The organism is Rhodococcus sp. NPDC054953 (assembly GCF_053609225.1).
On record NZ_JBSGXD010000010.1, the window covers coordinates 86,347 to 110,583 of the forward strand.

Below are 24,237 nucleotides of genomic sequence, written 5' to 3' on the forward strand. Positions count from 1 at the left end.
CACGAGTTGGCGGTCCGCTGCCGTCCAGCCTGACAGGATCGCGCCGGTAAATCACCAGCTCAACGGCAAGATCAGGGAAAGATCAGGGTGAACCCCCATGCCCCGCGGCCGCCCGGACCGGGTGGAGGAGCCCATCGGCCGACGCGCCTGACATAAGCTCGACCGGTCCCCGCCACCTAGGAGCTCTGCACCACCCGTGTCCTCCCGAATCTCCGGCGCCCCGGCACTGACCGCGCGCGACCTCGCCCAGGTCGCGGTCTTCGCGGCGCTGATCATCGCCCTCGGCCTGCCCGGCACCATCACCATCGGCACCTCCGGCGTGCCGATCACCCTGCAGAGTCTCGGCGTGATGGTCGCGGGCGCGCTCCTCGGCGCCCGCAAGGGATCGCTGGCCGTGCTGACCGTGATCGCGGTCGGGATGGCCCTGCCCGTCCTCGCAGGCGGGCGCACCACCCTGACCGCGCTGGCCAGCCCGACCGCGGGCTTCCTGATCGGCTGGATCCCGACCGCCGCGCTGATCGGGTGGCTGACCGTCAAGGCGCTGCCCCGCTACAACGCGATCGTCGGGACCCTGATCAACCTGCTCGGCGGGATCGTCGTGCTGTACGCCTGCGGGATCGCGGGCATGCTGCTGCGCACCGACCTGACGCTGGTGGCCGCGCTGTCGGCGAACGTGACCTTCCTTCCCGGCGACGCGATCAAGGCGGTGGTCGCCGCCGTCGTCGCCGCCCAGGTGCACCGGGCGTACCCCGCCCTGCTGACCGGCTGCCGGGCGCCAGCGGCGCCCGCCGCCGACGCCGCCTGACCCCGCCGATGACCGAGATCCGGTTCCGGTCCGTCGCGCACCGCTACGGGGAACGCGCCGTCCTGCGCGAGGTGGACCTGACCCTCACCGAATCCCGCATCGGGATCGTCGGTGCCAACGGCAGCGGCAAGTCGACACTCGCACGAATGATCAACGGGCTGGTGGTCCCCACCGCCGGGACGGTGACCGTCGACGGACTCGACACCGCCCGCGACGGCAGGAAGGTGCGTCGCAAGGTGGGGTTCGTGTTCACCGACCCCGACCATCAGATCATCATGCCGACCGTCGCCGAGGACATCGCGTTCTCCCTCAAGCGGTCGGGGCTGCCCGCCGCCGCCCGGGACGCGCGGGTCGCCAGCGTGCTCGGCCGGTTCGGGCTCGCCGGGCACGCCGACCACCCCACCCACCAGCTGTCCGGCGGGCAGAAGCAGCTGCTGGCGCTCGCGGCGATCATGGTCACCGAGCCCGAGGTGATCGTCGCCGACGAGCCGACCACGCTGCTGGACCTGCGCAACACCCGGCTGGTCTCGGACACCTTCGCGGCGCTGCCGCAGCAGCTGATCGCGGTGACCCACCATCTGGACCTGCTCGCGGACTTCGACCGGGTCATCGTCATCGACTCCGGGGGCGTCGCCGCCGACGGCGCGCCCGCCGAGGCGATCGGCTTCTATCGACGGCTCGCCGGGTGACGACGCTCGGCCTGTACCGACCGGGGCGGTCCGTGCTGCACCGGCTGCCCGCGGGCGGGAAGCTGATCGGGTTGGTGCTGTTCCTCATCGGGCTCGCGGCGTTCGTTCGGCAGCCGTGGCAGCTGGCGCCCGCCGCGGTCGTGGTGATCGCCGGGTTCGGCATCGCCCGCATCCCCGCACGGGTGGTGCTCGCCCAGTTGCGTCCGGTGCTGTGGATGCTCGCGTTCATCGCGGTGTTTCAGGTCGTCTTCACCGGGTGGCGACGTGCGCTGGTGGTGTGCGGGGTGCTGCTGCTGTCCGTCGCCGTCGCGGCACTGGTGTCCCTGACCACCCGGGTACTGGACATGCTCGACGCGCTGCACCGGATCCTCGGGCCGTTCCGGCGGTTCGGGGTGGACCCCAACCGGGTCGGTCTGGTGCTGGCGATGACGATCCGCTGCATCCCGCTGCTTGCCGGGCTGGTCGCCGAGGTGACCGAGGCCCGCAAGGCCCGTGGTCTCGGCTTCTCCCTGCGGGCCCTGGCCGTCCCGGTCGTGATCGGTGCCGTCCGCACGGCCGACGCGATGGGCGAGGCCCTCGCCGCGCGCGGCGTCGACGACTGACGAACGCGGGTCGGAAAACGACGCCAGGCCCGGCCCGGACGATGTCCGGACCGGGCCTGGCGTCGGTGTGGAACTACTGCGCGGCGGGACCCTCGGTCTTCGGGGCAGCCGCCGGGGTCTGCGGCGCTGCCGCCGGAGTGGCACCGCCCCCGGACGGAAGCGCGTCGCCCTTCATCGAGGCGCGGATCTGCTCGAGACGACTGTGGCCTGCCATCTGCACGCTGGCCTGCTGGACCTCCATCATCCGTCCCTGGACGGAGTTCTGAGCCAGCTCCGCGGAGCCGAGCGCGTCCGCGTAGCGGCGTTCGATCTTGTCGCGCACCGCGTCGAGGCTGGGGGTGTTGCCCGGCGCGGACAGGGTGGCGTCCATCGACCGCAGCGAGTCGCTGACCTTCTCCTGCATCTTGGCCTGCTCGAGCTGGCTGAGCAGCTTGGTGCGCTCGGCGACCTTGGCCTGCAACGCCATCGCGTTCTGTTCGACGGCCTTCTTCGCCTGCGCGGCCGCCTGCAGCGACTGGTCGTGCAGCACCTTCAGGTCCTCGACGGACTGTTCGGCCGTCACCAGCTGTGCGGCGAAGGCCTCGGCGGCGTTGGTGTACTGGATCGCCTTCTCGTTGTCGCCCGCGGTGGCGGCCTGGTCCGCCAGGGTGACGGCCTGACGAGCGTTCGCGTTGAGCTTCTCCACCTCGTCGAGCTGGCGGCTCAGCTTCATCTCCAGCTGGCGCTGGTTGCCGATGACCGATGCGGCCTGCTGCGAGAGTGCCTGGTGCTGGCGCTGCGCGTCCTCGATTGCCTGCTGAATCTGAACCTTCGGGTCCGCCTTCTCGTCGATTTTCGAGTTGAAGAGCGCCATCAGGTACTTCCAGCCCTTGACGAACGGGTTAGCCATGGGTGTGATCCTGCCTCCATCTGATGCGCCGCGTCATCCGCGACCCGGTGCGCGACCGTCGCACACCGCCTTGCGCCACTGTCCTCGTCGAATCTACAGCGATCCGGCACCACCGCGAACCATCCGCGCCGACCCGAATCCGGTCCGGCTGAAGCGAGCGGACCGACCGAACCGCCCCCGAGCGGACCGTCAGGCGGCGGCCAATGCCGTCGCCTGCGGCGCCGGAATCACCACCCGGGTGTCCCCGTCGATGCGCGGCGCCGCCGCGTGCACGACCTCGGGCATCGCGGAGCCCGCGGTCTCGGTGGTGACGGCCCCGGCACGTACCGCGGTCGCGTCCGACAGCGTCTCGCTGACGTCGTGGAGCACGTCCGACAGCGGAACGTCGAGCGCGTCGCAGATCGCGGCGAGCAGTTCGCTCGACGCCTCCTTCCGCCCCCGTTCGACTTCGGAAAGGTATCCCAGGCTGACACGCGCCGAGCTCGACACCTCGCGCAGCGTGCGGCTCTGGGCCACCCTCGTGCGCCGCAGACTGTCCCCGAGCGCTTCTCGCAACAACACGGTCATCTGGCACCTCCTTCACTTGCCCCCGACGGGTCGTACGACGAGTCCTGTTGGTTCAACGAGCCGCCATGTCGAGTTGGTTCCCGACCCTATCCCGCCGCACCGGAACGCACGCGACCGAGGACGTCCGACACGGCCTCGGCGACGGCCGCGCGGCGAATCTCCCAGCGACCACCCGGCAACGTCAGCCGCCGGACGGCGACCCCGTCCCGGCCCGCGACCCCGAGGAACACCGTTCCGACCGGGGTGCTGTCCTGCGGGTCGGGTCCGGCGACACCGGTGAGCCCGATCCCCCAGTCCGAGCCGCAGCGCGCGGCGGCCCCGGTGGCGAGTTCGGCGGCGGTGCTCGCGGCGACCGGGCCGTCCGCGGCGAGCGTCGCCGCCGACACCCCGGCCAGGCCTACCTTCAGGTCAGTGGCGTACACGATCAGTCCGCCACGCAGCACAACACTGGCGCCGGGCACGCCCGCGATCGTCGCGGCAAGCAGCCCGGCGGTCAGGGATTCGGCGGTCGCGACGGTTTCCCGTCGTTCGGTCAGCGCCGCAACCAGCGCGACGACCTCGGTGCCGTCGGTCAGCGGATCGGTCATGGCGCCGGGTGGCGGGTGTGCACGCCCGCGCGCAGCCGGATCGACTGAATCACGTAGTCGAGTCCGGTAACGACGGTGAGCAACACCGCGGCACCCATCAGGACGGCGGCCGCGGTCGCCACGGCACCGGACAGCGGCAGCAGATACAGACCGATCGCGACGGACTGCACCAACGTCTTGACCTTGCCGCCGCGGCTGGCCGGGATCACCCCGTGCCGCAGGACCGCGAACCGCAGGACGGTGACGCCGATTTCGCGGGCGGCGATGACGCCGGTCACCCACCAGCTCAGGTCACCCAGGATCGACAGGCCGACGAGCGCCGCGCCGATCAGGGCCTTGTCCGCGATCGGGTCCGCGAGTTTGCCGAAGTCGGTCACCAGCCCGTACTTGCGGGCCACCTGGCCGTCGATCCGATCGGTGATCGCCGCGATCGCGAACACCGCGGCCGCCGCGATCCGCCACGGCGTCTCGTGCCCGTCGCCGACGAACAGCAGAAGCAGGAACACCGGGACCAGCAGGATCCGGAGCATCGTCAGCACGTTCGCGATGTTCAGCACCGGGACGGGGCGCCCAGCCGCCGCGTCGGAGCCCTCGGTCGACGACACCGCGAGACCGTCCGAGGCCCGCTGCTGCGCGGTCATTTTCGGGCTCCGCGACCGGCGCAACGGGGGCGCACGCCCGAGGCGTCAGCGACGCGGGCGGAGATAAGACGGGACGGCACATCGCCCAGAATATCGTTTCGTGCCCCGACTACTGTTCACCCCATGACTTCAGGCGTTGCCCAGTCCGACCCGGACCCGCTGCTCGTCCGCCGCGCACGCACCTCGGACGTCCCGGACATCAAGCGCCTGATCGACATCTACGCCGGCCGCATCCTGCTGGAAAAGAACCTGGTGACCCTGTACGAGGCGGTGCAGGAGTTCTGGGTCGCCGAGATCGGCGGCGAGGTCGTCGGCTGCGGCGCGCTGCACGTGCTGTGGGGCGACCTGGGTGAGATCCGGACCGTCGCGGTCGACCCGACGGTGAAGGGACGTGGTGTCGGCCACCTCGTTGTCGCCCGATTGGTCGGCGTTGCGCGGCAACTCGAACTCGAGCGGGTCTTCGTGCTCACCTTCGAGGTCGACTTCTTCGCCAGGCACGGCTTCGTCGAGATCGAGGGCACCCCGGTGACCGCGGAGGTGTACGCGGAGATGTGCCGGTCCTACGACACCGGTGTCGCCGAGTTCCTCGACCTCAGCTACGTCAAGCCGAACACGCTCGGCAACACCCGCATGCTGCTGACCCTCTGACCCGCCCCTGCCTCCCCCAACGAAAGCGAGTTCCGATGCCCGTCATCGCCGTCGAATACAGCTATGCCGCCGCGACCGCGGCGGCCCGCGACGAGATCCGCCCCGACCACCGCGGGTGGCTCGCCGGCCTCGTCGACGCGGGCACCGTCCTGAGCACCGGCCCGTACGCCGACGGCAGCGGCGCGCTGATTCTCGTCCGAGCCGTGGACGTCGACGCCGCCCGCGCCCTGTTCGCCGACGATCCGTTCGGGCGGGCGGGCCTCGTCGACCGTGCCCGGTTCACCGAGTGGACGCCGGTGATGGGCGCCTTCGCCTGACGCAGGTGCGCCCCGCCCCGCGGACGCGGGACGGGGCGGACAAGCGATCACGCCGTGGTCGTCGGCTCCTTGTCCTTGTCGCCACGGGTCTTGATCAGGCTGGCGACGGTCGTGACGATCAGCACGCCGATGATCACGGTCAGCGAGAACGCGATGCTGATCTCGGGGACCGTGACGTGCTCGCCGCCGTTGACGAACGGCAGGGTGTTCTCGTGCAGCGCGTGCAGCACGAGCTTGACGCCGATGAACGCCAGGATGATCGACAGACCGTAGGACAGGTACACCAGCCGTTCGAGCAGGCCACCGATCAGGAAGTACAGCTGCCGCAGGCCCATCAGCGCGAACGCGTTCGCGGTGAAGACGATGTACGGCTCCTTGGTCAGACCGTAGATCGCCGGAATCGAGTCGAGCGCGAACAGGATGTCGGTGAAGCCGATCGCGATGAGGGCAAGGAGCAGCGGGGTGACGAAACGCCTGCCGTCGATCTTGGTGACCAGCTTGTCGCCGTCGTACACCTCGCTGACCGGCACGAACCGGCGCACGATCGAGACCATCCGGTTCTCGCGCTTTTCCTCCGCGTCTGCCTCGTCACCGTGGTCCTTGACCAGCTTGATCGCCGTGTACACGAGGAAGAAACCGAACAGGTAGAAAACCCAGCTGTAGGCGTTGATCGCGGCCGCGCCGACGGCGATGAACACACCGCGCAGCACCAGCGCCATCACGATGCCGATCAGCAGCACCTTCTGCTGGTATTCGCGGGGCACCGCGAAGCTGGACATGATGATGACGAACACGAACAGGTTGTCCACCGAGAGCGCCTTCTCGGTGATGTACCCGGCGAAATACTCACCGCCGGCGCCGGTTCCCCACTGCCACATGACGAACAGGCCGAACAGGATCGCGATGCCGATGTAGACGGCCGACCAGAAGCCGGACTCCCGCAGGGTTGGTGCGTGCGGTGTCCGCACGTGCGCGAAGAAGTCGAAGACGAACAGGCCAAGGATCACCACGCAGGTGACGATCCAGATCAGGGGTGTGATGTGCACTCGTAGACCTCCGGTAGTCGATCAGGACACCGGAGGTCTCTCCCGCCGAACGTCACCGGCCGGCCGCGTCACCGCGTGCCGCCCCGGGTCGATCGACCGACAACCCCGGAGCGGCGACGGCGCCGATCGTGTTGACGAGGTTGCCACGGATCACGGGGATACTCCCCTCCAAAGCCTCCCCATTCAATCACAGCATCGGCCGCTCGCCACGAACGAGCAGGTCAGTCGTCGGACGGGGATTCGTCCGGGTCGCCGCCGCGGATCGACCACAGCAGACCGTCCAGTTCATCCGGTTTGATCAGCACCTCGCGCGCCTTCGACCCCTCGCTCGGCCCGACGACGCCGCGGGTCTCCATCAGGTCCATCAACCGCCCCGCCTTCGCGAACCCGACCCGCAGCTTGCGCTGCAGCATCGACGTGGATCCGAACTGGCTGGTCACCACCAGCTCGACGGCCTGCAGCAGCACGTCCATGTCGTCGCCGATGTCGGGGTCGACGTCCTTCTTCTCGGCGGCCTTGGCGGTGGTGACGCCCTCGGTGTATTCGGGTTCGGCCTGATTCTTGGTGAAGTCGACGACGGCCGCGATCTCCTCGTCGGTGATGAACGCGCCCTGCATGCGGGTCGGCTTCCCCGCGCCCATCGGCAGGAACAGCCCGTCGCCCATGCCGATCAGCTTCTCCGCGCCGGGCTGGTCGAGGATGACCCGCGAGTCGGTCAGCGACGACGTCGCGAACGCGAGCCGGGACGGCACATTGGTCTTGATCAGGCCGGTGACGACGTCAACCGACGGCCGCTGCGTGGCCAGCACCAGGTGGATTCCCGCGGCGCGCGCCTTCTGGGTGATCCGGACAATCGCCTCCTCCACGTCGCGGGGGGCGGTCATCATCAGGTCCGCGAGTTCGTCGACGATCGCCAGGATGTACGGGTACGGCCGGTACACCCGCTCGCTGCCGAGCGGCGCGGTGATCTCCCCCGACCGGACCTTCTTGTTGAAGTCGTCGATGTGCCGGACCTTGTTGGCCTGCATGTCCTGGTACCGCTGCTCCATCTCCTCGACCAGCCACGCCAGCGCGGCTGCCGCCTTCTTCGGCTGGGTGATGATCGGCGTGATCAGGTGCGGGATGCCCTCATAGGGCGTCAACTCGACCATCTTGGGGTCGATCAGGATCATCCGGACCTCGTCCGGGGTGGCCCGCTGCAGCAGTGACACCAGCATCGAGTTGACGAAGCTGGACTTGCCGGAACCGGTGGAACCCGCGACCAGCAGGTGCGGCATCTTCGCCAGGTTCGCGCTGACGAAGTCGCCCTCGATGTCCTTGCCGAGGCCGATCACCAGCGGATGGTGGTCCTTACGCGTGGACGGGGCGGTGAGCACGTCGGCGAGCCGGACCATCTCGCGGTCCGTGTTGGGCACCTCGATACCGACCGCGGACTTGCCGGGGATCGGCGCCAGCAGCCGCACATTGTCGGTCGCGACCGCGTACGCGATGTTGCGGGCCAGGGCGGTGATCTTCTCGACCTTCACACCCGGACCCAGTTCCACCTCGTAGCGGGTGACGGTCGGACCGCGGGTGTAGCCGGTGACAGCGGCGTCGATCTTGAACTGCAGGAGCACCTCGGAGATCGCGTCGATCATCGCCTGGTTCGCGGAGCTCCCGGTCTTCGGTGGATCGCCGTCGATCAGCAGCGACGCGGGCGGCAGCGTGTAGTCGCCCTCGACCACCCGATCCGGGATCAGCATCTCCGGTTCGTCGTCGGCCTTCGGCGGCGGTGTCGCCGCCTGCTTCGGCTTGGGCTTCGGTTTCGGCTTCGGCGCGGGTGGCGCGGCGGGTGCGGCCGGGGCGGCGAACTCCGCGTCCGGGACGAGCACCTCGGTCGGCGCGTATCCCTCGTCGAGCGGATAGTTCGATTCCGGGTCCGTCGCGACCGGATGGTCGTCGAAGCGGGCGTACCCGGACGAGTTCACGCCGTACCGACCGGAGCCGTCCGCGGCGCGGTCGTCGTCGACCGGGTAGCCGTCGGCGTCGAAGAGCGCGGGGTCGTAGTCGGCCTCGGCGCGCCGCCGAGACGGGCGCAGATTGCGCAGCCCCCTGAGGTAGTCCGGCTCGTGGTCGCCGTACTCGGAGCCGACGTCCTCCTCGTCGTCATACGGTTCGTGCTCGCCGTCCGAATGCGACGCCCCGACCAACGCCCGCAGCCGCGCCGGAACCTCGCGGACCGTCGTCCCCGTGAGCAGCAGGACACCGAAGCACATCGCGAGGAGCAGCAGCGGCACCGACAGCCAGAAGGTGACGCCGTCGGTGAGCGGGCCGCCAGCGACGGACCCCACGATGCCCGCCCCCGTTGCGCGCCCGTCCGCGTCCCGCGGTTCCCCGCTGATCACGTGGTAGACGCCGAGCGCGGGGACCGCGACGAGCAGCGACCCGAGCACCAGACGGGGACGGATGTCGGGTTTCGGTTCGGTGCGCATCAGGATCACCGCGACCACGACACCGACCACGGGCAGCATCGCAGCGGCACCGCCGAACAACCCCCGAACCCCGGTTTCGATCCACCCGCCGACCGGGCCGCCCGCCGAGAACCACATGGCGGCGGCGATCACCGCACTGACCGCGATCAGGCCGAGCGCGATCCCGTCCCGCCGATGCCCGTGCTCGATGTCGCCCGCGCGCCCGACGGTGCGGGTCGCGGCCCCGACCCCGCGGGCCATCAGCGTCCACCCCCGGCCGAGTCCGGCGCCGACGGACTGGAGCGCGCCGCCCGACTTCCGGGGCGCGGGCCTACGGTTCGCGGGCCTGCGCGTGGCGGGTCGCGGCGCCGTTGCCTTTCGGGGGGTGCTGACGGTCTTCGTGGTCCGGCTGCGCGCCGTCGCGCCCTTCGCTCCCGCCCCCTTCGCGCCCCGGGCGGCCGACGACCCACCCGAGGCCCCGCCCCGCGGTGCGGACCGCGGCGTGCTCGTGGTGGATCGGGTCCCGGACTTACCAGCCATGACGGCCAGGTTAGTCGCTCCAGCCCCACCGGGACCATCCGCAACACTCGCCTCAGCGCCGGAGCAGCGCGATCAGACGCCCCGCGTCAGCGCCCGGACCGCGGCGACCGCCCGGTCCGGGCCGTCCAACGCGACCCGGACCGCGTCGCGGCCGAAGCCGTACAACACCAGCTCCGGCGGCGTGCCCACCACGGTCACCTGATCGGCCCCCGCCACCCGGCGCGGGATCACCCGCCGCCCCTCCCCCGCCTCGACGACGACCGTGCACGGCGCCCTCCGGAACGCCATCCGCGTCATCCGCTTCGCCAGCGACCACAGCGGACCGTCCCAGTCGGCACCCAGGTCCCGCGGCTCCCAGCCGGCACCGGCGCGCCGGACGTCCTCGTGGTGCACGAACATCTCCCCCAGGTTGGCCTGCGCGTCGAACCAACGCAGCGGCGACCAGGCGGGCGGGCCGGTCCGCACCAGCTTGAGCAGCTCCGGGTACGGGCGGGCGGCGATCCCCGCCTGCACCCGCGCGGTGTGCCCGGCCAGGGGCGCCACCAGGATCCCCGGCGCCGCGTCGAGTCGACGTTCCCGCAGGATCAGGTGCGCGGCCAGGTCGCGGGTGGTCCAGCCCGCGCACAGCGTCGGCGCCTCCGGTCCGACCGAGGTCATCGTCGCCACCAACGCGAGTCGTTCGTCATGGGCGAGGCTCATGGCGCGCACGCTACCGCTCCCCGCGCGTCGGCGGGGTCCACGCCCTCGATAGCGTGCCGACATGACCGCCGCCGAGATGATCGTCATCGCCCTCGCCGGGTTCTGCGCGGGCGGCATCAACGCGATCGTCGGATCCGGCACCCTGGTCACCTTTCCCACCCTCGTTGCGTTCGGCTACCCGCCGGTGGTAGCGACGATGTCGAACGCGGTCGGTCTCGTCGCGGGCGGCGTGTCCGGGACGTGGGGGTACCGCAGGGAACTGCGCGGCCAATGGGATCGGCTGCGTTGGCAGATCCCCGCCTCGCTGCTCGGCGCCTGCCTCGGCGCGTGGCTGCTGCTGCACCTGCCGGACGAGGCGTTCGTGACAATCGTCCCCGTCCTGCTGGTCGGCGCGCTGACCCTGGTCATTGCCGGGCCGCGGATCCAGGCGTGGGCGCGGGCAAGGGCGGAGGCAGCGGGACGCACCGCCGACCACGTCGGGACGGGTCGGATGCTCGCGCTGACCGCGGGCACGTTCGCGGTCGGCGTCTACGGCGGATACTTCACGGCCGCGCAGGGCATCCTGCTGGTCGGCGTGATGGGCGCCCTGCTTCCGGAGTCGATGCAGCGGATGAACGCGGCGAAGAACCTGCTCGCACTGCTGGTGAACATCGTCGCGGCCGCCGCGTACACCCTGGTCGCGTTCGATCGGATCGACTGGGCAGCGGCGGGGCTGATCGCCGTCGGTTCGCTGATCGGTGGGTCGATCGGCGCCCGCTATGGTCGCCGGCTGTCCCCGAACGCGCTACGCGCCGCGATCGTGGTGCTCGGCCTGATCGGCCTGTGGCGCCTGCTGGCCTGACGTGACGCGACCCCCGGTGCGGAGGCACCGGGGGTCGCGTGAGGTGACGATGCTAGACGCCGATGACGGTCGGCACGATCATCGGCCGACGCCGGTACTTGTCGGCGACCCAACGGCCGACGACGCGGCGGACGGCCTGCGCGATCCGGTGGGTATCGGTGACACCCTCCCCGGCGAGCCGGGCGAGTTCCGCCTCGACGAGCACCGCCGCCTCCTTGAGCGCGGCCGGGTCGTCGGAGAAGCCGCGCCCATGCACCTGCGGGGTGCTCACGGCCTTGCCGGTGTGCTGGTCGACCGCGAGGGAGATCGAGATGAACCCGCCCTCGCCGAGCACCAGCCGGTCCGAGAGGGTCGAGTCGCCGACGTCGCCGACCGAGTTGCCGTCCACGTAGACCATCCCGACCGGGACGCGGCCGACGATCTCGGCGAGCCCGTCGACCATGTCGACGACGACGCCGTCCTCGGCGAGCACGATCCGCTCCTCCGGAACACCGGTCGCGGCGGCGAGGGCCGCGTTGGCGCGCAGGTGCCGCCACTCGCCGTGCACCGGCATCGCGTTCGTCGGCCGCACCGCGTTGTACAGGTACAGCAGCTCACCCGCGGACGCGTGCCCGGAGACGTGCACCTTCGCGCTCTGCTGGGTGACGACGGTCGCGCCCCGCTTGGCGAGGCCGTTGACCACCGCGAACACCGAGTTCTCGTTGCCGGGGATCAGCGACGACGCCAGCACGACCAGGTCGTTGGCGCGGATGTTGATCTGGCGATGCTCGCCGCGGGCCATCCGCGACAGCGCGGACAGCGGCTCACCCTGCGAGCCGGTGGAGATCAGCACGAGCCGGTCGTCGGGCAGGTTCGCGGCGGTGTCGATGTCGACGACCACCCCGTCCGGCACGGTCAGGTAGCCGAGATCCTGCGCGATCTGCATGTTCCGGACCATCGAGCGACCGACGAACGCGATCTTGCGCTTGTAGCGGACCGCGACGTCGACGACCTGCTGGATCCGGTGCACGTGGCTGGCGAAGGATGCGACGATCACCCGCTGCTTCGCCTTGCCGATGACGCCGTCGAGGACCCCGCCGATCTCGCGTTCGGGGGTGACAAAGCCGGGGACCTCGGCGTTGGTGGAGTCGACGAGGAACAGGTCGACACCCTCGTCGCCGAGCCGCGAGAACCCGGCGAGGTCGGTGAGCCTGCCGTCGAGCGGCAGCTGGTCGAGCTTGATGTCACCGGTGTGCAGCGCGACACCCGCGGAGGTCTTGATCGCGACCGCGATCGCGTCCGGGATCGAGTGGTTGACCGCGAAGTACTCGCACTCGAACGGGCCGTGGGTGGTCATCTGACCCTCGACGACCTCGACGAGGTTCGGCCGCTGCCGATGCTCGCGGCACTTGGCCGCGACCAGCGCCAGGGTGAACTTCGCCCCGATCACCGGCACATCCGGGCGCATCCGGAGCAGGAACGGCACCGCGCCGATGTGGTCCTCGTGGCCGTGCGTGAGGACGATCGCCTCGACGTCGTCCATCCGGTCCTCGATGTGCGCGAAGTCCGGCAGGATCAGGTCGACGCCGGGCTGCTGGTCCTCGGGGAAGAGCACGCCGCAGTCGACGATGAGCAGCTTGCCCTTGTGCTCGAAGACGGTCATGTTGCGGCCGATCTCGCCGATGCCGCCGAGCGCGACGACCCGCAGGCCGTTGTGCGGTGCCTTCGGCGGAAGACCGAGCCGCTCGGTCGGGTCGACAGCGGCGAGTCCGTCGGGGCGACCCTTCGACTGCCTCGGCGCCTTGTTTCCGCCCTGGCCGCGACGGCGCCGCGGCGCCTTGTCCTTGGCCTGCTTCTCCTGCGCCGGTTCGGCTGCCCGCTCGGCCGCCGCCTTCCGGGACTTCGCCGCCTTGGCCGGGGCCGCCTTCGCGGGGGCGGCCGTCGCGGGGGCGGCCGTTGCCGGGGCCGCCTGCGCCGGGGCGGCCTTCGCGGGGGCGGCCTTCGCGGGGGCGGCCTTCGCGGGGGCGGCCTTCGTCGCGGGCGCAGTATCGGGCACGTGGGTCACGATCGGCGTCTCGGGAGCCGCCTGCGCGATGCTCGGCGGTCCGGCCTGGCGGCGCGCGCTGCGGCGGCGCTCCGGGCGGGTCACGACAGTGCTCCCGCCGCGCGCAGATCCGCTGCCAGTTCCTCGACTTGCGTTGGTGTCGGCGGTACCTGGGGCAACCGCGGATCACCGACCTCGATGCCCTGCAGTCGCAGTCCAGCCTTCGACCCGGTGACACCACCGAGGCGGCCGAACGACCGGATCAGCGGGAGCATGCTGGCATTGATCTGCGTGGCCCGGGCGACGTCACCGGACCGGTAGGCGTCGAGCAGCTCACCCAGCCTGCCGGGCACGAGATGCCCGATGACGCTGACGAATCCGACGGCGCCGACGGACAGCCAGGGCAGGTTCAGCGGGTCGTCACCGGAGTAGAACTCCAGGTCGGTGTTAGCGATCAGCTCGGCGCCGGCGACCAGATCACCCTTGGCGTCCTTGACCGCCTTGATCCGGGGGTGCTCGGCGAGCCGGTAGATGGTCTCGGTAGCAATCGGAACGACCGAACGCGGCGGAATGTCGTACAGCATCACCGGCAGGTCGGTGGCGTCGGCGACCGCGGTGAAGTGCGCGAGCAGGCCGGCCTGCGGCGGCTTCGAGTAGTACGGGGTGACGACCAGCAGGCCGTGCGCACCCGCGCGGGCGGCATCCCTGGCCAGTTCGACGCTGTGCGCGGTGTCGTTGCTGCCCGCGCCAGCGACGATCTTGGCGCGGTCGCCGACGGCGTCGATCACCGCGCGCATCAGTTCGAGCTTCTCGGTTTCGGTGGTGGTCGGAGACTCCCCGGTGGTGCCGGCAAGCACCAGGCCGTCACAGCCTCCGTCGACGAGATGGGTGGCCAGCCGCACACCCGCATCCACGTCCAGCTTTCCGTCGGCAGTGAACGGGGTCACCATCGCGGTCAGGATGGTGCCGAACGGACGCTCGACTGGTGCGGATTCAGCATTGGTCATGGTTGTCAAGGTTACCCGGTGGCGCCGCCCACTTCGCACACCGATCACACCCGGCCCGCGACGCCCGGTCAGGCGCCGGCGTCGAACTCGCTGACCGCCACCTCGGAGCCGTCGGCGAGCGTCGCAATCTCAAAGTCGCCGAACACGTTTGGCGCGGCAACGATCAGCTGCCGCAGGCACTCGACCGCGACCTCCCGGATCTCGACGTCCGCGTGCTCGGTGGCGCGCATCGCGATGAAGTGCCGCCACGCCCGATAGTTGCCGGTCACCACCAGGCGCGTCTCCGTCGCGTTGGGCAGCACCGACCGGGCGGCCTGCCTGGCCTGCCTGGCCCGCAACGATCCGTTGGGCACGCTGGCGAGTGCGACATCGAGCGCGTCGAGGAGGTCGCCGTAGGCCGCGCGACTGGCCTCGGTCGCGGACTCGAACAGCGCCTCCAGTGCGGGGTCGCCCGCGATGGCGGGCGGCACGACGACGTTGGCGTCGCGCTCGGACACCGACCGCTGCGACAGCTGCGAGAACGACAGGTGCCGATGCCGGATCAGCTCGTGGGTGCACGAGCGCGAGATGCCGGTGACGTAGAAGCTGACGCTGCCGTGCTCGAGCACCGAGTCGTGCCCGACCTCGAGCAGATGCCGCAGATACCCGGCGTTGGTCGCGGTGCGCGGGTTCGGCTTGCTCCAACTCTGGTAGCAGGCCCGCCCGGCGAACTCGACGAGCGCCTGACCCCCGTCGGCGTCCGTGTCCCACGGGACATCCGCGGGCGCGAGGAACTCGGTCCTCGCGATCAGCTGCACGTTCAGGGACACCGCTCGCCGCACGGAATCATGCGCCACCGGACCACCGCCTTCCCTCCGTCGCCGCGAATCGGCTCCTGCCCGCACCCTATCCACCCCCACCGCCCCCACCACTCCGAGTGAACGGAAGCGTTCAGTCGATGAGATCGACCGAATGTGCCGTTCGCTCGCCGCCCACCTGCACCCGGAAGGACGGGCGGGCGCGGGCACCCGACGTCCGCGCACCGGACCCCACCCAGCGATGACGCCAAACTGGCGTCAACATGCCCTTGACTGATGTCATGTGTGACGCCACACTGACGTCATGGACCTGTCGACCTACACCCAATCCCTGCGCCGCGACCTGACGGCGGCGGCCGCCCTCGGCGACGACAACACCCGCCGCATCGCGGAGGCCCTTGCCGACGCCGCAGAGAATTCGGCCCGCCTGATGGTGATCAGCGCACTGTCCGATCTGGCCGCGGAGGTGTCCGCCGAACTCGGCGACCGCGCCGTGCACGTCCGGCTGACCGGGAACGACGCGACCGTCGAGATCACCGGCACCGACCGCGCCACCGATCCCGAGCAGCCCGCCGCGTCGACACCGCCCGGCGGGGACGGCACGACCGGGACCCGGCCGCCGACCTCGGACTTCGACGACCTGAGCGGGGACATCTCCCGGGTGACGCTGCGCCTGGTCGAGCAGGTCAAGGCGCGCGCGGAGGAGGCAGCGGCACAGAACGGCGTGTCACTGAACTCGTGGGTCGCGCAGGCCGTGCAGGGTGCACTGAGCGATCAGATGCGGCGCAGCCGGGAGAACACGCGGTTCGGCCTGTAACTGACTCACGGGTAAGGTTCGGTCGTCGGCGGTCGTCACCACCGGTGGTGATTGACTGACGCGTCACGTTCGCGGCAATCAGAAGGGGTGGGTCCCACATGGCGGTATCCGGGTCCAAGCAGTTCGACGTCAAGGCCGATCCGGCGACGGTAATGGCGGCACTGGTCGCGGTCGAGCGGCTCGGCGAGTGGTCGTCGGCGCACAAATCGGTCGCGGTCGAGACCACCTACCCGGACGGGCGTCCGCACCGGGTGCGGATGACGGTCTCGGTCATCGGCATCACCGACGAGCAGGTCGTCGACTACTCCTACGAGGGCGACGAGAAGCTGTCCTGGACGCTCGTGGAGGGCAGCCAGCAGAAGCAGCAGGACGGCAGCTACGTCCTCACCGACAACGGCGACGGCACCACCCACGTCGACTTCGCGTTGACCGTGGACCCGAAGATCCCGGTGCCCGGCTTCCTGGTGAAGAAGGCGCAGAAGATGGCCCTCGACACCGCGTCGAAGGGCCTGACGAAGTTCGTCGAGGGCTGACGCCGGGCGGGTGAGGGTGACCGAACCGCGGCAGAGCCCCGGGCCCGACACCAGTCGGGCCCGGTGGTCGTGGCGGGACACCGCCGTCGTGGCCGGGATCGTCGCGCTCGGGTTCGGGGCCGCATCGGCGCTGCCCCGCGACCACCCGGACACCGGTCCGGCCGCCCCGACCTATGTCACCGAACCCGTCGCGTATCCGGTCGACATTCCGGGCTGCGCCGAGGTGCTGCCGCCACCGCCGCCGGTCACCGGCTCCGGCTGGACGATGTACGGCGCGTCGTACGGTTACGGCGACCCGGACTTCGCCTGGTTGACGGCGCCGAAGGCGACCGCGATGACCGACGCGCTGCGCGCCGCGCTCCCGACCGACGCCGACGTGCGATTCGACGCTCCGCGCCGGATGCTGTTGTTCCAGCCGATCTTTCGCATGAACCCCGACCAGCTTCCGGAGGACGTCGCACCCGAGGACGTGTCCGGCGTCAGCGAGTCGCGCGGCTTCCTGGTCCGGGGCGAGGGGTCGGGAACGCTACGCACCGCCGTCCGCGCCGGCAGCGGAACGCCGCCGGACTGCGTCGCGGGGGCACTGGACGAGCGGCGCACCCTCGCCGACGGCACCGTCGTCGACGTCCTCGACAGCTGGTTCGAGCGCGGCGGGGTGCGCACCCGCACCGCGGGCGCGACCGCGTACACACCGGATGGATCCCGCGTCGACGTGTCGGTGGATGACACGGACGGCGACACCCACAGCGGCGCCCTGCCCCTGACGGTGGACGAGCTGGCGAGGGTCGCGGCCGCACCCGGATTGCGCACCACCACAACAGTTCCCGTCGGCACTCCCGCGGCACGCATGGGCTGCGGCGCGGCACCGGACGGGTCCGGTGCACCGCTCGATCGCGCCGACGTGGAACGGCTGAACGGTGCGCTCGACGCGGCCTTGGTTGCGCTCGGTCCGCTGCCCGCGACCCCCGACCGGCCGCTCGGGTCCCTCGAACTGACCGGCGCCGGCCGGACGTCCGTGTGCACGGAGGTCACGCTGTCGGGTTCCGGCGGCGAGTCCCGACTGCGGGTCGTGATCGCACCGGCACCGTCGGAGTCGCGCGCGGCGGGCGAGCCGCGTCCGGACGGCACCCGGGTGCGCACGCACCGCGAGTACGGCACCACGCACGTGACGGCGACCCGCCCGTCGGGCACCGCGGTGACCGTGGACCTCGGCGGTCTCGGTGCCGTGCCGACGGTCGACCAGGTGATCGCCCTGGTCACCGCGCCGGGCCTGGACCTGCCGTAGAACCGCCGCCGGTCACAGCCGGGCCGCGAGGGTCGCCGCCAGATCGCCCCGGTCCCCCACCGCGACGTCGGAGAGCCCGAGCCACGTCGCCATCGACCGCAGTTCGATCGCGAGCGCCTCGGCGACCTCGCCGGGGTGGTGGCCGTCCTCGACGAACGCGCCCGGGACCCGCAGCGCGTCGGCCGCGCGGTCGGCCTTGAGGTCCACCCGCGCCACCAGTTCCCCGTCGCGGAGGAACGGGAACACGTAGTAGCCGTGTACCCGTTGGGCGGCGGGCGTGTAGATCTCGATCCGGTACCGGAACCCGAAGATCCGTTCGGTGCGGGGCCGGAAGAAGACGAGCGGGTCGAACGGGCTGAGCAGCGCGGTTCCGGTCGCGCGGCGCGGGGTGCGGGCATCGACGTGCCGGTACGCCGCCTCGTCCCAGCCGCGGACCGCCACCGGGATCAGGGTGCCCTCGTCGACGAGGTCGGCGATCGCGGCACGCCCCTGGGCCGCCGACAGTCGGTGGTAGTCGCGCAGGTCTGCCGCGGTCGCGACGCCGAGCGACCGGGCAGCGCGGCGGACCAGTTCCCGGATCGCGTCCGATTCGTCGACGTCGACGGCGACCACGTGGGTGGGGAGCACCCGGTCGGCCAGGTCGTAGTGCCGGGCGAACGCGACCCGGCGGTCCACCGACAGCTGTCCCGAGGCGAACAGTTGTTCGCAGATCACCTTGGTGTCGCTGCGCCCCCACCACGGCCCGCCCCGCTCGGAGGAGATGCTGAGGTGCCGTTCGACGTCGCCTGCGGTGGCGGCGCCGACCTCGGTGATGGCGTCGAGGATGTCCCTGCCGAGGGTGGGGTTTCGTTCGAGGACCCGCCGCTCCCCCTCCCATCGGCCGTCGGCGTACCGCCGCATCCGCCAGCGCAGCAGCGGCCAGTCGTCGACCGGGATCAGGGCCGCCTCGTGCGCCCAGTACTCCACCAGCGCACGGGGTTTCGCTGCGGTGTCGCGCCACGCCGCGGCGTCGAGGAGTGCACGGTCGTAACCACCGATCCGGCTGAACACCGGCATGTAGTGGGCCCGGACCGCCACCGAGACGGAGTCCAGCTGCAGCAGCCCCGTCCGGCGCACCGCGGCGAGCACGTGCCGCCGTGTCGGGGTCGCGGCGGGCCTGCGGTCGGTAAACCCCTGCGCGGCCAGCGCGGCCCGCCGCGCCGCGGACGCACTCATCGTCAGCATGCGCTCACCCTGTCACGGGCCACCGACATCACCGGGGCGGCTACGATCCGGTCGTGCGCATCGCGATCCCGATCATCGCCGCCGCCGTTGCCCTGTCCGCGGCGGGATGCGGGTCGACGGTCGAGGGCACCGCGACCCCCGACCGGTTCGTGCCGTCCTTCGACAACCCGGATCCGTCGGTGCGCATCGAGGGCATCGTGATCGTCGAACCCCCCGCCGGTCTGCATGTCCGTCCGACGCAGCGGGTCGACTACGACCTGGTACCGCCGGTCGGCGGACCGCACGACGCGGTGTGGGCGGCATGCAACGGTCTCGTGTACCCGACCGCGGTGCGCACCGAGAGCATCGTGCATTCGCTCGAGCACGGCGCGGTGTGGATCGCGTACGACCCCGACCGGGTGCGCGGCGCCGACCTGGATCGGCTCGCGGAGCGGGTGGAGGGGCGCAGCTATCTGCTGATGTCGCCGTATCCGGGCCTGCCGGTGCCGATTTCACTGCAGTCGTGGGGGCATCAGCTGCCGGTGGACAGCGTCGACGACCCGCGCATCGACCGGTTCGTCACCGCGCTGCGGCTGAACCCGGCCACCTTCCCCGAGCCGGGCGCCACCTGCTCCACCCTGCCGGGCCGCTTCGACCCCGACGACCCGCCGCCGTTCGATCCGTCACCGGTCGACCCCGACGACCCGGACACCGTCCCGGTCCGCTGACGGTCTGGCCGCGGTCAGCCGGTGCGCTCCGCGAGCCCCTTCCGCCAGTACCCCATGAATGCGACCCGCCTGCGGTCGACGCCCCAGTCCGTCACGAGGAGCCTGCGGAGCTGCTTGATCACCGCGGCCTCCCCGGCGAGCCACGCGTAGAAGTCGCCGGTCGGCTCGGGTTCGGGCGAGTCCCAGAGGATCTGGTCGTCGACGTCGATGTCGTCGAGGTGCTGACTCCCGGCCGCCCGCGCGGCGTCGACGAGCTTGCGGTGGGTGCCGTGCCAGTCGTGCAGGGCGGGCACGAGGAGCGAGCCGACGGCGGCCCCGCCGCGCGGCAGGTACCGGAGGTCAACGTCGGCGGCGCTGGCGATCGGGAGCATGTCGGCCGGCTCCGGCACCTCGACGAGCGCGGTGGCCCGGCATCCCGCGGGCAGCCGCTCGAGGATGCCCGCGATGGCGGGTGCCGCGGTCTCGTCACCGGCGAGCAGGAGTTCGGTCGCGGTGCCCGGCTTCCAGTCCATCCCGCCTGCCGAGTCCGCGCTGCGGGCGTCGGGGCCGACGATGATGAGGTCGTCGCCGGGGCTGGCGCGGTGCAGCCAGGTGGAGCCGGGGCCGACCGGACGGCCCGCCTCGGTGTGTGCGACGAAGTCGATGTCGACGCGGCGGCGCGCCGGGTCGACGGCGCGAACGGTGTAGGTGCGGAACGGGCTGCGGTGCTCGTCGGGCAGGTCCCGCCAGCGGGCGTACCAGTCGCCCCGGAGCAACGCCTCCTCGTCGTCGACACCCAGGTCCGCGTAGCAGCGGTCGGCGGTCGGGAACACCACCTTCACCCGCTGATCGCGTGCGTGGTCGGCGAAGTGAACGAAGTCGGGACCGGTGAATCCGACCCGGACGAAGTGCGGGCTCAGCCGCCGCACCTCGGTGACCGTGGCGCGGTAGGGGCGGTAGCCGGGTCGCACGGGGTCCGGAGTCGGGTCGGGCATCGGGGCTCCTCGGCGCGGGTGGCGGCACACCGGCGGTGTCGACCGATGCGGGCAATGAACTTAGGCAAGGCTACACACGGCCGTGGGTGCGCCAGACAGTCAGGCGACGAGCGTCACCGCGATACCCACAATCGCGCCTCCACATCGGCAGGTACCCCCGCCCTCGTCGAGGTGTTGCATCCGTGTCCGATGTCCCTGTCGTTGCGGTGACCTAGGTTGGGCAGATGTCGATGACCTGGCCGCGGGTGCGCGGATTGAACTTCAGCACGATGGGTCGACCCGTCGGAGCCGAAATGTATTCGGACGGAAGCTATACCGGACGCGTGTGGTTCGCACCACCGACATCGTGGCGCGTCGAGAACGCCGCCGGCGAGGTGACGTACATCGAGAACGACACCGACGAATACCGCAGGTCCGATGACGGCATGATGGTGCACTCGGTCAAGTCCCCGAATCGGTGGGTCATGACCATCGGAGATGCTCCGCAGACCCTCCTCACCTCGTACCTGATGTGGCCGCTGGAGGAGCGGGGCACCGAGCCGCACCTGACTGCACCGAGCACCCCGGAACCGGTCGAGTGTCGTGGTCGTTCGGGCTGGCGGGTTCGGTTCATCAATGCCGCATCCGGCGGCGAGGTCGCGTACGTGATCGACGCCGAACTCGGCCTTGTCTTGTCGAGGACAGTGGGAAGTCAGGTGATGGAACTGGCCAACCCCACGCTCGATGAGGACGTCGACCCGGCTCTGTTCGAGTGGACCGGCCCTGCCCGCGAGAAGCAGGACGGCTTCGTCACCCCGGCCCAACGCGAATACGAAGAGAAGATGGCGGCACTGAAGCAGCTGCCCAGGCCACGCGTCACCTGGGTGCCGCGAACCATCACCGCCGAACCGCTCGATGGCGATCCCCGAACGGGTGCCCTCGAACTCCAGGTCACCGCCGAGCACGGCTTCTTCACGCTGCGCCAGTGGATCACCGACGTCGGCGAACCCGACCCCGGATGGTCCACCCAGCACGTCCCGGTGAGGCATGCGCTGTCGGTCGGGCCCTGGACCTACGAGATCCGCAGCCACACCCCGATCGACCCGGACGACTGCACGCGGATCATCGAATCCATCGAGCCCGCCGCCCTGCCGGCCGCCACACCTGAACAGATCCGTGACGCCCTCAACCGCGATGCCGCGGCGAAGACCGAGACCGAGGCATCCGAATCGCTGGGTACGGGTCGTCGACTCGACGACTATCTCGGGGGCCGCCACGGGGTGTCGCTACTGATCCGGACCGACTTCACCGACGACGACGCCTGGCGGAGCGTGGCCGCGTCGGCGATGGCACCCGGCGTCGGCGACGAATCCGACTTCGTTGCCGTGCTGACGTGCATCGACAACCGGGAGTACGACGGCATGACGATCAACCAACTACTCGACGACATCGGAGATCAGCCGGTGTACTACGCGTTCCTTGCCGACACCACTACCATCACCGATCCCGAGCACCCGATCCTCGCTGTCGATACCAGCCCCACCGAAAGCGACCGGTCGCGGGGCGGAACGGTTCGGGTGATTCCGTCCCAGATGTGGTCCATCGAGAACAATCTCTCCCTCGCCAACATGGACTTCGAGGACTTCACCTCCGCGGCCGGACCCGACGGAATCTACCGCGGATTCGCCTAAGAGCCGGGCTAGTTCATGAGCTGCGCGGCGACCGTTGCCCCCAACTCCCAGCACGCCTCCACCTCGGCCTTGCTCGGCTTGCCGGACACGATGACATTTCCCGCCGCCCGCACCCAGCCGAGCCCGGCGGTGATGGAGTCGACGGCTCGCTCCGCGCCCTCGGTGCCCTCGTTCCCGTGGAGGTAGAGGCCGAACGGCCGACCCCGAGTGGAGTCGAGGATCGGGTAGTAGCAAACATCGAAGGCGTGCTTGAGAGCACCACTGATGTACCCGAGGTTCGCCGGGGACCCGAGCAGGTACCCGTCCGCCTCCAGCATGTCCAACGGCGTCACCGCGAGCGCTGCCCGCCGGACCACCTCGACACCCTCGATCTCGGGGTCGGTTGCGCCGGCGACGACGGCCTCGAACATCTCCTGGCAATGCGGGGAGGGCGTGTGGTGCACCACCAGCAGGGTGGACACCCGGGACGACGCGGTATCTGCGGTCACGGGTGCAGGTTACGGCGTCCCACGCTCGGCCGCCTCGAGTGCGACCGCGCGCCGCATCGTCTCCCTGGCCCGCGACCGATCACCCGCATAGTCGTATGCGCGGGCGAGGCGGTAGGTGGCGAGCCAGCTGTCGGGCTCGGCCTCCCACTCGCGCTGCACCTGCGCGAACAGGGCGTCGGCGGCGTCGCGCTGGACGCGGCCGGACGGCATCGTCGGCAGGTCCGACACGTCGAGGTCGCGACCCTCCTCCCTGGCCCGGGACACCAGGTGCTGATGCTGGAATCCGGATCGGATGGTGGAGTACACCATCCAGATGCCGAGGAACGGCAGCACCAGGACCGCGATGCCGAGCACGACGGGGACGGCGCCGCCGTCCTGAATCAACGCGATCCCGCGCTGCCCGAGCAGGACGAAGTAGAACGCGAGCGCGACGACGATGCCCGCGATCGTCGCGACGACCTTCGTCGAGGACCCCTTCACAGGTCCAGCAGCGGGTCGATGCCGACGGTGAGACCGGGCCGCCCGGCGATCTCCCGAACACCGAGCAGGACGCCGGGCGCGAACGAGTTGCGGTCGATCGAGTCGTGCCGAATGGTCAGGGTCTCGCCCTGCGTGCCGAGCAGCACCTCCTGATGCGCGACGAGTCCGGCGAGCCGCACCGAGTGCACCCGCACCCCGTCGACGTCGGCGCCGCGGGCGCCCTCGAGTTCGGTGCTGGTCGCGTCGGGGCTCGGTCCCCGACCGGCGGAGGCGCGGGCCTCCGCGATCAGCGCCGCGGTCCGGTAGGCGGTGCCGGACGGGGCGTCGGCCTTGTTCGGGTGGTGCAGTTCGATCACCTCGACGGAGTCGAAGAACCGCGCCGCCTGCTGCGCGAACCGCATCGACAGCACGGCGCCGATCGCGAAGTTCGGGGCGATCAGCACGCCGACCTCGGGCCGCTCGGCGAGCCACTGCTGGACCTGTGCGAGCCGGTCGTCGTCGAATCCGGTGGTACCGACGACGGCGTGGATGCCGTTGGCGACGAGGAACTCGAGGTTCCCCATCACCACATCGGGGTGGGTGAAGTCGACGACGACCTGGGTGCGGGTGTCGACGAAGGTCTCGATCGGGTCGCCCGCGTCGACCTGCGCGACGAGGTCGAGGTCCGCGGCCGCCTCGACGGCCTCGCAGATCGCCTTCCCCACCTTGCCCCTGGCACCGAGCACTCCGACGCGAATCACGGTCACCTGATCTCCACTTCATCCGATCGTTGTCTGCGGCGTCCACGCCGCCGGGTCGCCCGGTCATGAGCCTACGCACCCCCGAACGGCGCCCGGCGGACACGCCCGCTCGACCCCGGGCCGGCGGCGTCGGGCGCGGCCGGGACCCGCCGACCCGGCATCTCGTAACAG

General features: G+C 70.7%; 26 protein-coding genes. 11 read left to right on the forward strand and 15 right to left on the reverse strand.

Translation table 11 applies throughout. The annotated features are described in order from the left end of the window. Positions 1-196 precede the first annotated feature (196 nt). The 3 genes from ACWF62_RS09660 to ACWF62_RS09670 are packed head-to-tail and all read left to right on the forward strand — an operon-like array spanning position 197 to position 2,096. Positions 197-805, forward strand: a complete 609-nt coding sequence (locus ACWF62_RS09660; RefSeq protein WP_452629942.1) for a biotin transporter BioY — start codon at positions 197-199, stop codon at positions 803-805. Between the two features lie 8 nt (positions 806-813). After that, complete coding sequence (locus ACWF62_RS09665; RefSeq protein WP_452629943.1) at positions 814-1,494, forward strand: energy-coupling factor ABC transporter ATP-binding protein; 681 nt, start codon at positions 814-816, stop codon at positions 1,492-1,494. Further along, positions 1,491-2,096, forward strand: coding sequence for an energy-coupling factor transporter transmembrane component T family protein (locus ACWF62_RS09670; RefSeq protein WP_378508807.1), 606 nt, complete (start codon positions 1,491-1,493; stop codon positions 2,094-2,096). The genes ACWF62_RS09665 and ACWF62_RS09670 overlap by 4 nt, the downstream gene beginning before the upstream one ends. 73 nt (positions 2,097-2,169) lie before the next feature. On the opposite strand, the gene ACWF62_RS09675 is transcribed toward ACWF62_RS09670, so the two are convergent. The 4 genes from ACWF62_RS09675 to pgsA form a co-directional block, all read right to left on the reverse strand. Next, positions 2,170-2,985: a PspA/IM30 family protein gene (locus tag ACWF62_RS09675; RefSeq protein WP_378508808.1), complete on the reverse strand. Its 816-nt coding sequence runs from the start codon at positions 2,983-2,985 to the stop codon at positions 2,170-2,172. Positions 2,986-3,174: 189 nt separating this feature from the next. Continuing rightward, positions 3,175-3,552 (reverse strand): helix-turn-helix domain-containing protein, encoded by a 378-nt coding sequence (locus tag ACWF62_RS09680; RefSeq protein WP_452629944.1) that lies wholly within the window; start codon positions 3,550-3,552, stop codon positions 3,175-3,177. An 86-nt stretch (positions 3,553-3,638) separates the two neighbouring features. After that, on the reverse strand, positions 3,639-4,139 hold the full coding sequence (locus ACWF62_RS09685; RefSeq protein ID WP_452629945.1) for a CinA family protein: 501 nt from the start codon (positions 4,137-4,139) through the stop codon (positions 3,639-3,641). Beyond that, positions 4,136-4,780 carry a CDP-diacylglycerol--glycerol-3-phosphate 3-phosphatidyltransferase gene (gene pgsA / locus ACWF62_RS09690; protein ID WP_378508811.1) on the reverse strand — a complete coding sequence of 215 codons (645 nt, stop codon included), beginning with the start codon at positions 4,778-4,780 and terminating at the stop codon, positions 4,136-4,138. The genes ACWF62_RS09685 and pgsA overlap by 4 nt, the downstream gene beginning before the upstream one ends. A gap of 123 nt (positions 4,781-4,903) precedes the next feature. Here pgsA and ACWF62_RS09695 point away from each other — a divergent pair, with 123 nt between their 5' ends. After that, positions 4,904-5,428 carry an amino-acid N-acetyltransferase gene (locus ACWF62_RS09695; RefSeq protein WP_378508812.1) on the forward strand — a complete coding sequence of 175 codons (525 nt, stop codon included), beginning with the start codon at positions 4,904-4,906 and terminating at the stop codon, positions 5,426-5,428. 35 nt (positions 5,429-5,463) lie between these two features. Then, complete coding sequence (locus ACWF62_RS09700) at positions 5,464-5,745, forward strand: YciI family protein (RefSeq protein WP_378508813.1); 282 nt, start codon at positions 5,464-5,466, stop codon at positions 5,743-5,745. A gap of 47 nt (positions 5,746-5,792) precedes the next feature. Here the strand turns inward: ACWF62_RS09700 and ACWF62_RS09705 are convergent, their stop codons facing one another. The 3 genes from ACWF62_RS09705 to ACWF62_RS09715 form a co-directional block, all read right to left on the reverse strand. Beyond that, a complete protein-coding gene (locus ACWF62_RS09705) occupies positions 5,793-6,791 on the reverse strand; it encodes a TerC family protein (RefSeq protein WP_378508814.1) in 999 nt (332 codons plus the stop codon). Positions 6,792-7,012: 221 nt separating this feature from the next. Continuing rightward, complete coding sequence (locus ACWF62_RS09710) at positions 7,013-9,781, reverse strand: DNA translocase FtsK (protein WP_378508815.1); 2,769 nt, start codon at positions 9,779-9,781, stop codon at positions 7,013-7,015. 72 nt (positions 9,782-9,853) lie between these two features. Next, positions 9,854-10,480, reverse strand: a complete 627-nt coding sequence (locus ACWF62_RS09715; RefSeq protein WP_452629946.1) for a TIGR03085 family metal-binding protein — start codon at positions 10,478-10,480, stop codon at positions 9,854-9,856. A gap of 61 nt (positions 10,481-10,541) precedes the next feature. On the opposite strand from ACWF62_RS09715, the gene ACWF62_RS09720 reads away from it, so the two are divergent. Next, a complete protein-coding gene (locus ACWF62_RS09720; protein ID WP_378508817.1) occupies positions 10,542-11,321 on the forward strand; it encodes a sulfite exporter TauE/SafE family protein in 780 nt (259 codons plus the stop codon). 52 nt (positions 11,322-11,373) lie between these two features. Here ACWF62_RS09720 and ACWF62_RS09725 read toward each other — a convergent pair whose 3' ends face one another. The 3 genes from ACWF62_RS09725 to thyX form a co-directional block, all read right to left on the reverse strand. Beyond that, a complete protein-coding gene (locus ACWF62_RS09725; protein ID WP_452629947.1) occupies positions 11,374-13,449 on the reverse strand; it encodes a ribonuclease J in 2,076 nt (691 codons plus the stop codon). Continuing rightward, entirely contained in the window at positions 13,446-14,351 is a 906-nt protein-coding gene (dapA, locus tag ACWF62_RS09730) for a 4-hydroxy-tetrahydrodipicolinate synthase (protein ID WP_378508819.1), read from the reverse strand. Before dapA ends, ACWF62_RS09725 begins: the two co-directional genes overlap by 4 nt. 68 nt (positions 14,352-14,419) lie before the next feature. Next, on the reverse strand, positions 14,420-15,172 hold the full coding sequence (gene thyX / locus ACWF62_RS09735; protein ID WP_378508861.1) for an FAD-dependent thymidylate synthase: 753 nt from the start codon (positions 15,170-15,172) through the stop codon (positions 14,420-14,422). A gap of 280 nt (positions 15,173-15,452) precedes the next feature. On the opposite strand from thyX, the gene ACWF62_RS09740 reads away from it, so the two are divergent. From ACWF62_RS09740 to ACWF62_RS09750, 3 genes are all read left to right on the forward strand, one after another. Then, complete coding sequence (locus ACWF62_RS09740) at positions 15,453-15,965, forward strand: toxin-antitoxin system HicB family antitoxin (protein WP_378508820.1); 513 nt, start codon at positions 15,453-15,455, stop codon at positions 15,963-15,965. Positions 15,966-16,063: 98 nt separating this feature from the next. Further along, positions 16,064-16,498 (forward strand): SRPBCC family protein, encoded by a 435-nt coding sequence (locus ACWF62_RS09745; RefSeq protein WP_378508821.1) that lies wholly within the window; start codon positions 16,064-16,066, stop codon positions 16,496-16,498. A gap of 10 nt (positions 16,499-16,508) precedes the next feature. Beyond that, positions 16,509-17,783, forward strand: coding sequence for a hypothetical protein (locus ACWF62_RS09750; protein ID WP_452629948.1), 1,275 nt, complete (start codon positions 16,509-16,511; stop codon positions 17,781-17,783). A gap of 12 nt (positions 17,784-17,795) precedes the next feature. Here ACWF62_RS09750 and ACWF62_RS09755 read toward each other — a convergent pair whose 3' ends face one another. Next, complete coding sequence (locus ACWF62_RS09755) at positions 17,796-19,007, reverse strand: winged helix-turn-helix domain-containing protein (RefSeq protein WP_378508823.1); 1,212 nt, start codon at positions 19,005-19,007, stop codon at positions 17,796-17,798. Positions 19,008-19,060: 53 nt separating this feature from the next. Between ACWF62_RS09755 and ACWF62_RS09760 the strand changes: the two genes are divergently transcribed. Continuing rightward, positions 19,061-19,714, forward strand: a complete 654-nt coding sequence (locus ACWF62_RS09760) for a DUF3105 domain-containing protein (RefSeq protein ID WP_378570093.1) — start codon at positions 19,061-19,063, stop codon at positions 19,712-19,714. A gap of 14 nt (positions 19,715-19,728) precedes the next feature. Here the strand turns inward: ACWF62_RS09760 and ACWF62_RS09765 are convergent, their stop codons facing one another. After that, on the reverse strand, positions 19,729-20,688 hold the full coding sequence (locus ACWF62_RS09765; protein WP_452629950.1) for a siderophore-interacting protein: 960 nt from the start codon (positions 20,686-20,688) through the stop codon (positions 19,729-19,731). A 224-nt stretch (positions 20,689-20,912) separates the two neighbouring features. On the opposite strand from ACWF62_RS09765, the gene ACWF62_RS09770 reads away from it, so the two are divergent. Continuing rightward, positions 20,913-22,358, forward strand: a complete 1,446-nt coding sequence (locus tag ACWF62_RS09770) for a DUF6924 domain-containing protein (protein ID WP_452629952.1) — start codon at positions 20,913-20,915, stop codon at positions 22,356-22,358. Positions 22,359-22,366: 8 nt separating this feature from the next. Here ACWF62_RS09770 and ACWF62_RS09775 read toward each other — a convergent pair whose 3' ends face one another. Genes ACWF62_RS09775 through dapB form a run of 3 tightly spaced genes read right to left on the reverse strand, consistent with a single transcriptional unit; the run spans position 22,367 to position 24,066 of the window. Further along, the gene (locus ACWF62_RS09775) at positions 22,367-22,819 is read right to left on the reverse strand and encodes a flavodoxin family protein (RefSeq protein ID WP_378508862.1); all 453 of its coding nucleotides are present in this window, start codon (positions 22,817-22,819) and stop codon (positions 22,367-22,369) included. A gap of 36 nt (positions 22,820-22,855) precedes the next feature. Beyond that, complete coding sequence (locus ACWF62_RS09780; RefSeq protein ID WP_378508827.1) at positions 22,856-23,326, reverse strand: hypothetical protein; 471 nt, start codon at positions 23,324-23,326, stop codon at positions 22,856-22,858. Beyond that, positions 23,323-24,066 carry a 4-hydroxy-tetrahydrodipicolinate reductase gene (gene dapB / locus ACWF62_RS09785; protein ID WP_452629957.1) on the reverse strand — a complete coding sequence of 248 codons (744 nt, stop codon included), beginning with the start codon at positions 24,064-24,066 and terminating at the stop codon, positions 23,323-23,325. The genes ACWF62_RS09780 and dapB overlap by 4 nt, the downstream gene beginning before the upstream one ends. Between the last annotated feature and the right edge of the window lie 171 nt (positions 24,067-24,237).

Excerpts from the sequence above, each read along its gene's own strand:
- ACWF62_RS09740 (WP_378508820.1), top strand. The coding sequence starts at position 15,453 with ATGGACCTGTCGACCTACACCCAATCCCTGCGCCGCGACCTGACGGCG.
- ACWF62_RS09710 (WP_378508815.1), bottom strand. The coding sequence starts at position 9,781 with ATGGCTGGTAAGTCCGGGACCCGATCCACCACGAGCACGCCGCGGTCC.
- ACWF62_RS09700 (WP_378508813.1), top strand. The coding sequence starts at position 5,464 with ATGCCCGTCATCGCCGTCGAATACAGCTATGCCGCCGCGACCGCGGCG.
- ACWF62_RS09765 (WP_452629950.1), bottom strand. The coding sequence starts at position 20,688 with ATGCCCGACCCGACTCCGGACCCCGTGCGACCCGGCTACCGCCCCTAC.
- ACWF62_RS09680 (WP_452629944.1), bottom strand. The coding sequence starts at position 3,552 with ATGACCGTGTTGTTGCGAGAAGCGCTCGGGGACAGTCTGCGGCGCACG.
- pgsA (WP_378508811.1), bottom strand. The coding sequence starts at position 4,780 with ATGACCGCGCAGCAGCGGGCCTCGGACGGTCTCGCGGTGTCGTCGACC.
- ACWF62_RS09720 (WP_378508817.1), top strand. The coding sequence starts at position 10,542 with ATGACCGCCGCCGAGATGATCGTCATCGCCCTCGCCGGGTTCTGCGCG.
- ACWF62_RS09755 (WP_378508823.1), bottom strand. The coding sequence starts at position 19,007 with ATGCTGACGATGAGTGCGTCCGCGGCGCGGCGGGCCGCGCTGGCCGCG.
- dapA (WP_378508819.1), bottom strand. The coding sequence starts at position 14,351 with ATGACCAATGCTGAATCCGCACCAGTCGAGCGTCCGTTCGGCACCATC.
- ACWF62_RS09685 (WP_452629945.1), bottom strand. The coding sequence starts at position 4,139 with ATGACCGATCCGCTGACCGACGGCACCGAGGTCGTCGCGCTGGTTGCG.
- ACWF62_RS09770 (WP_452629952.1), top strand. The coding sequence starts at position 20,913 with ATGTCGATGACCTGGCCGCGGGTGCGCGGATTGAACTTCAGCACGATG.
- ACWF62_RS09695 (WP_378508812.1), top strand. The coding sequence starts at position 4,904 with ATGACTTCAGGCGTTGCCCAGTCCGACCCGGACCCGCTGCTCGTCCGC.
- ACWF62_RS09665 (WP_452629943.1), top strand. The coding sequence starts at position 814 with ATGACCGAGATCCGGTTCCGGTCCGTCGCGCACCGCTACGGGGAACGC.
- ACWF62_RS09675 (WP_378508808.1), bottom strand. The coding sequence starts at position 2,985 with ATGGCTAACCCGTTCGTCAAGGGCTGGAAGTACCTGATGGCGCTCTTC.
- ACWF62_RS09745 (WP_378508821.1), top strand. The coding sequence starts at position 16,064 with ATGGCGGTATCCGGGTCCAAGCAGTTCGACGTCAAGGCCGATCCGGCG.
- ACWF62_RS09715 (WP_452629946.1), bottom strand. The coding sequence starts at position 10,480 with ATGAGCCTCGCCCATGACGAACGACTCGCGTTGGTGGCGACGATGACC.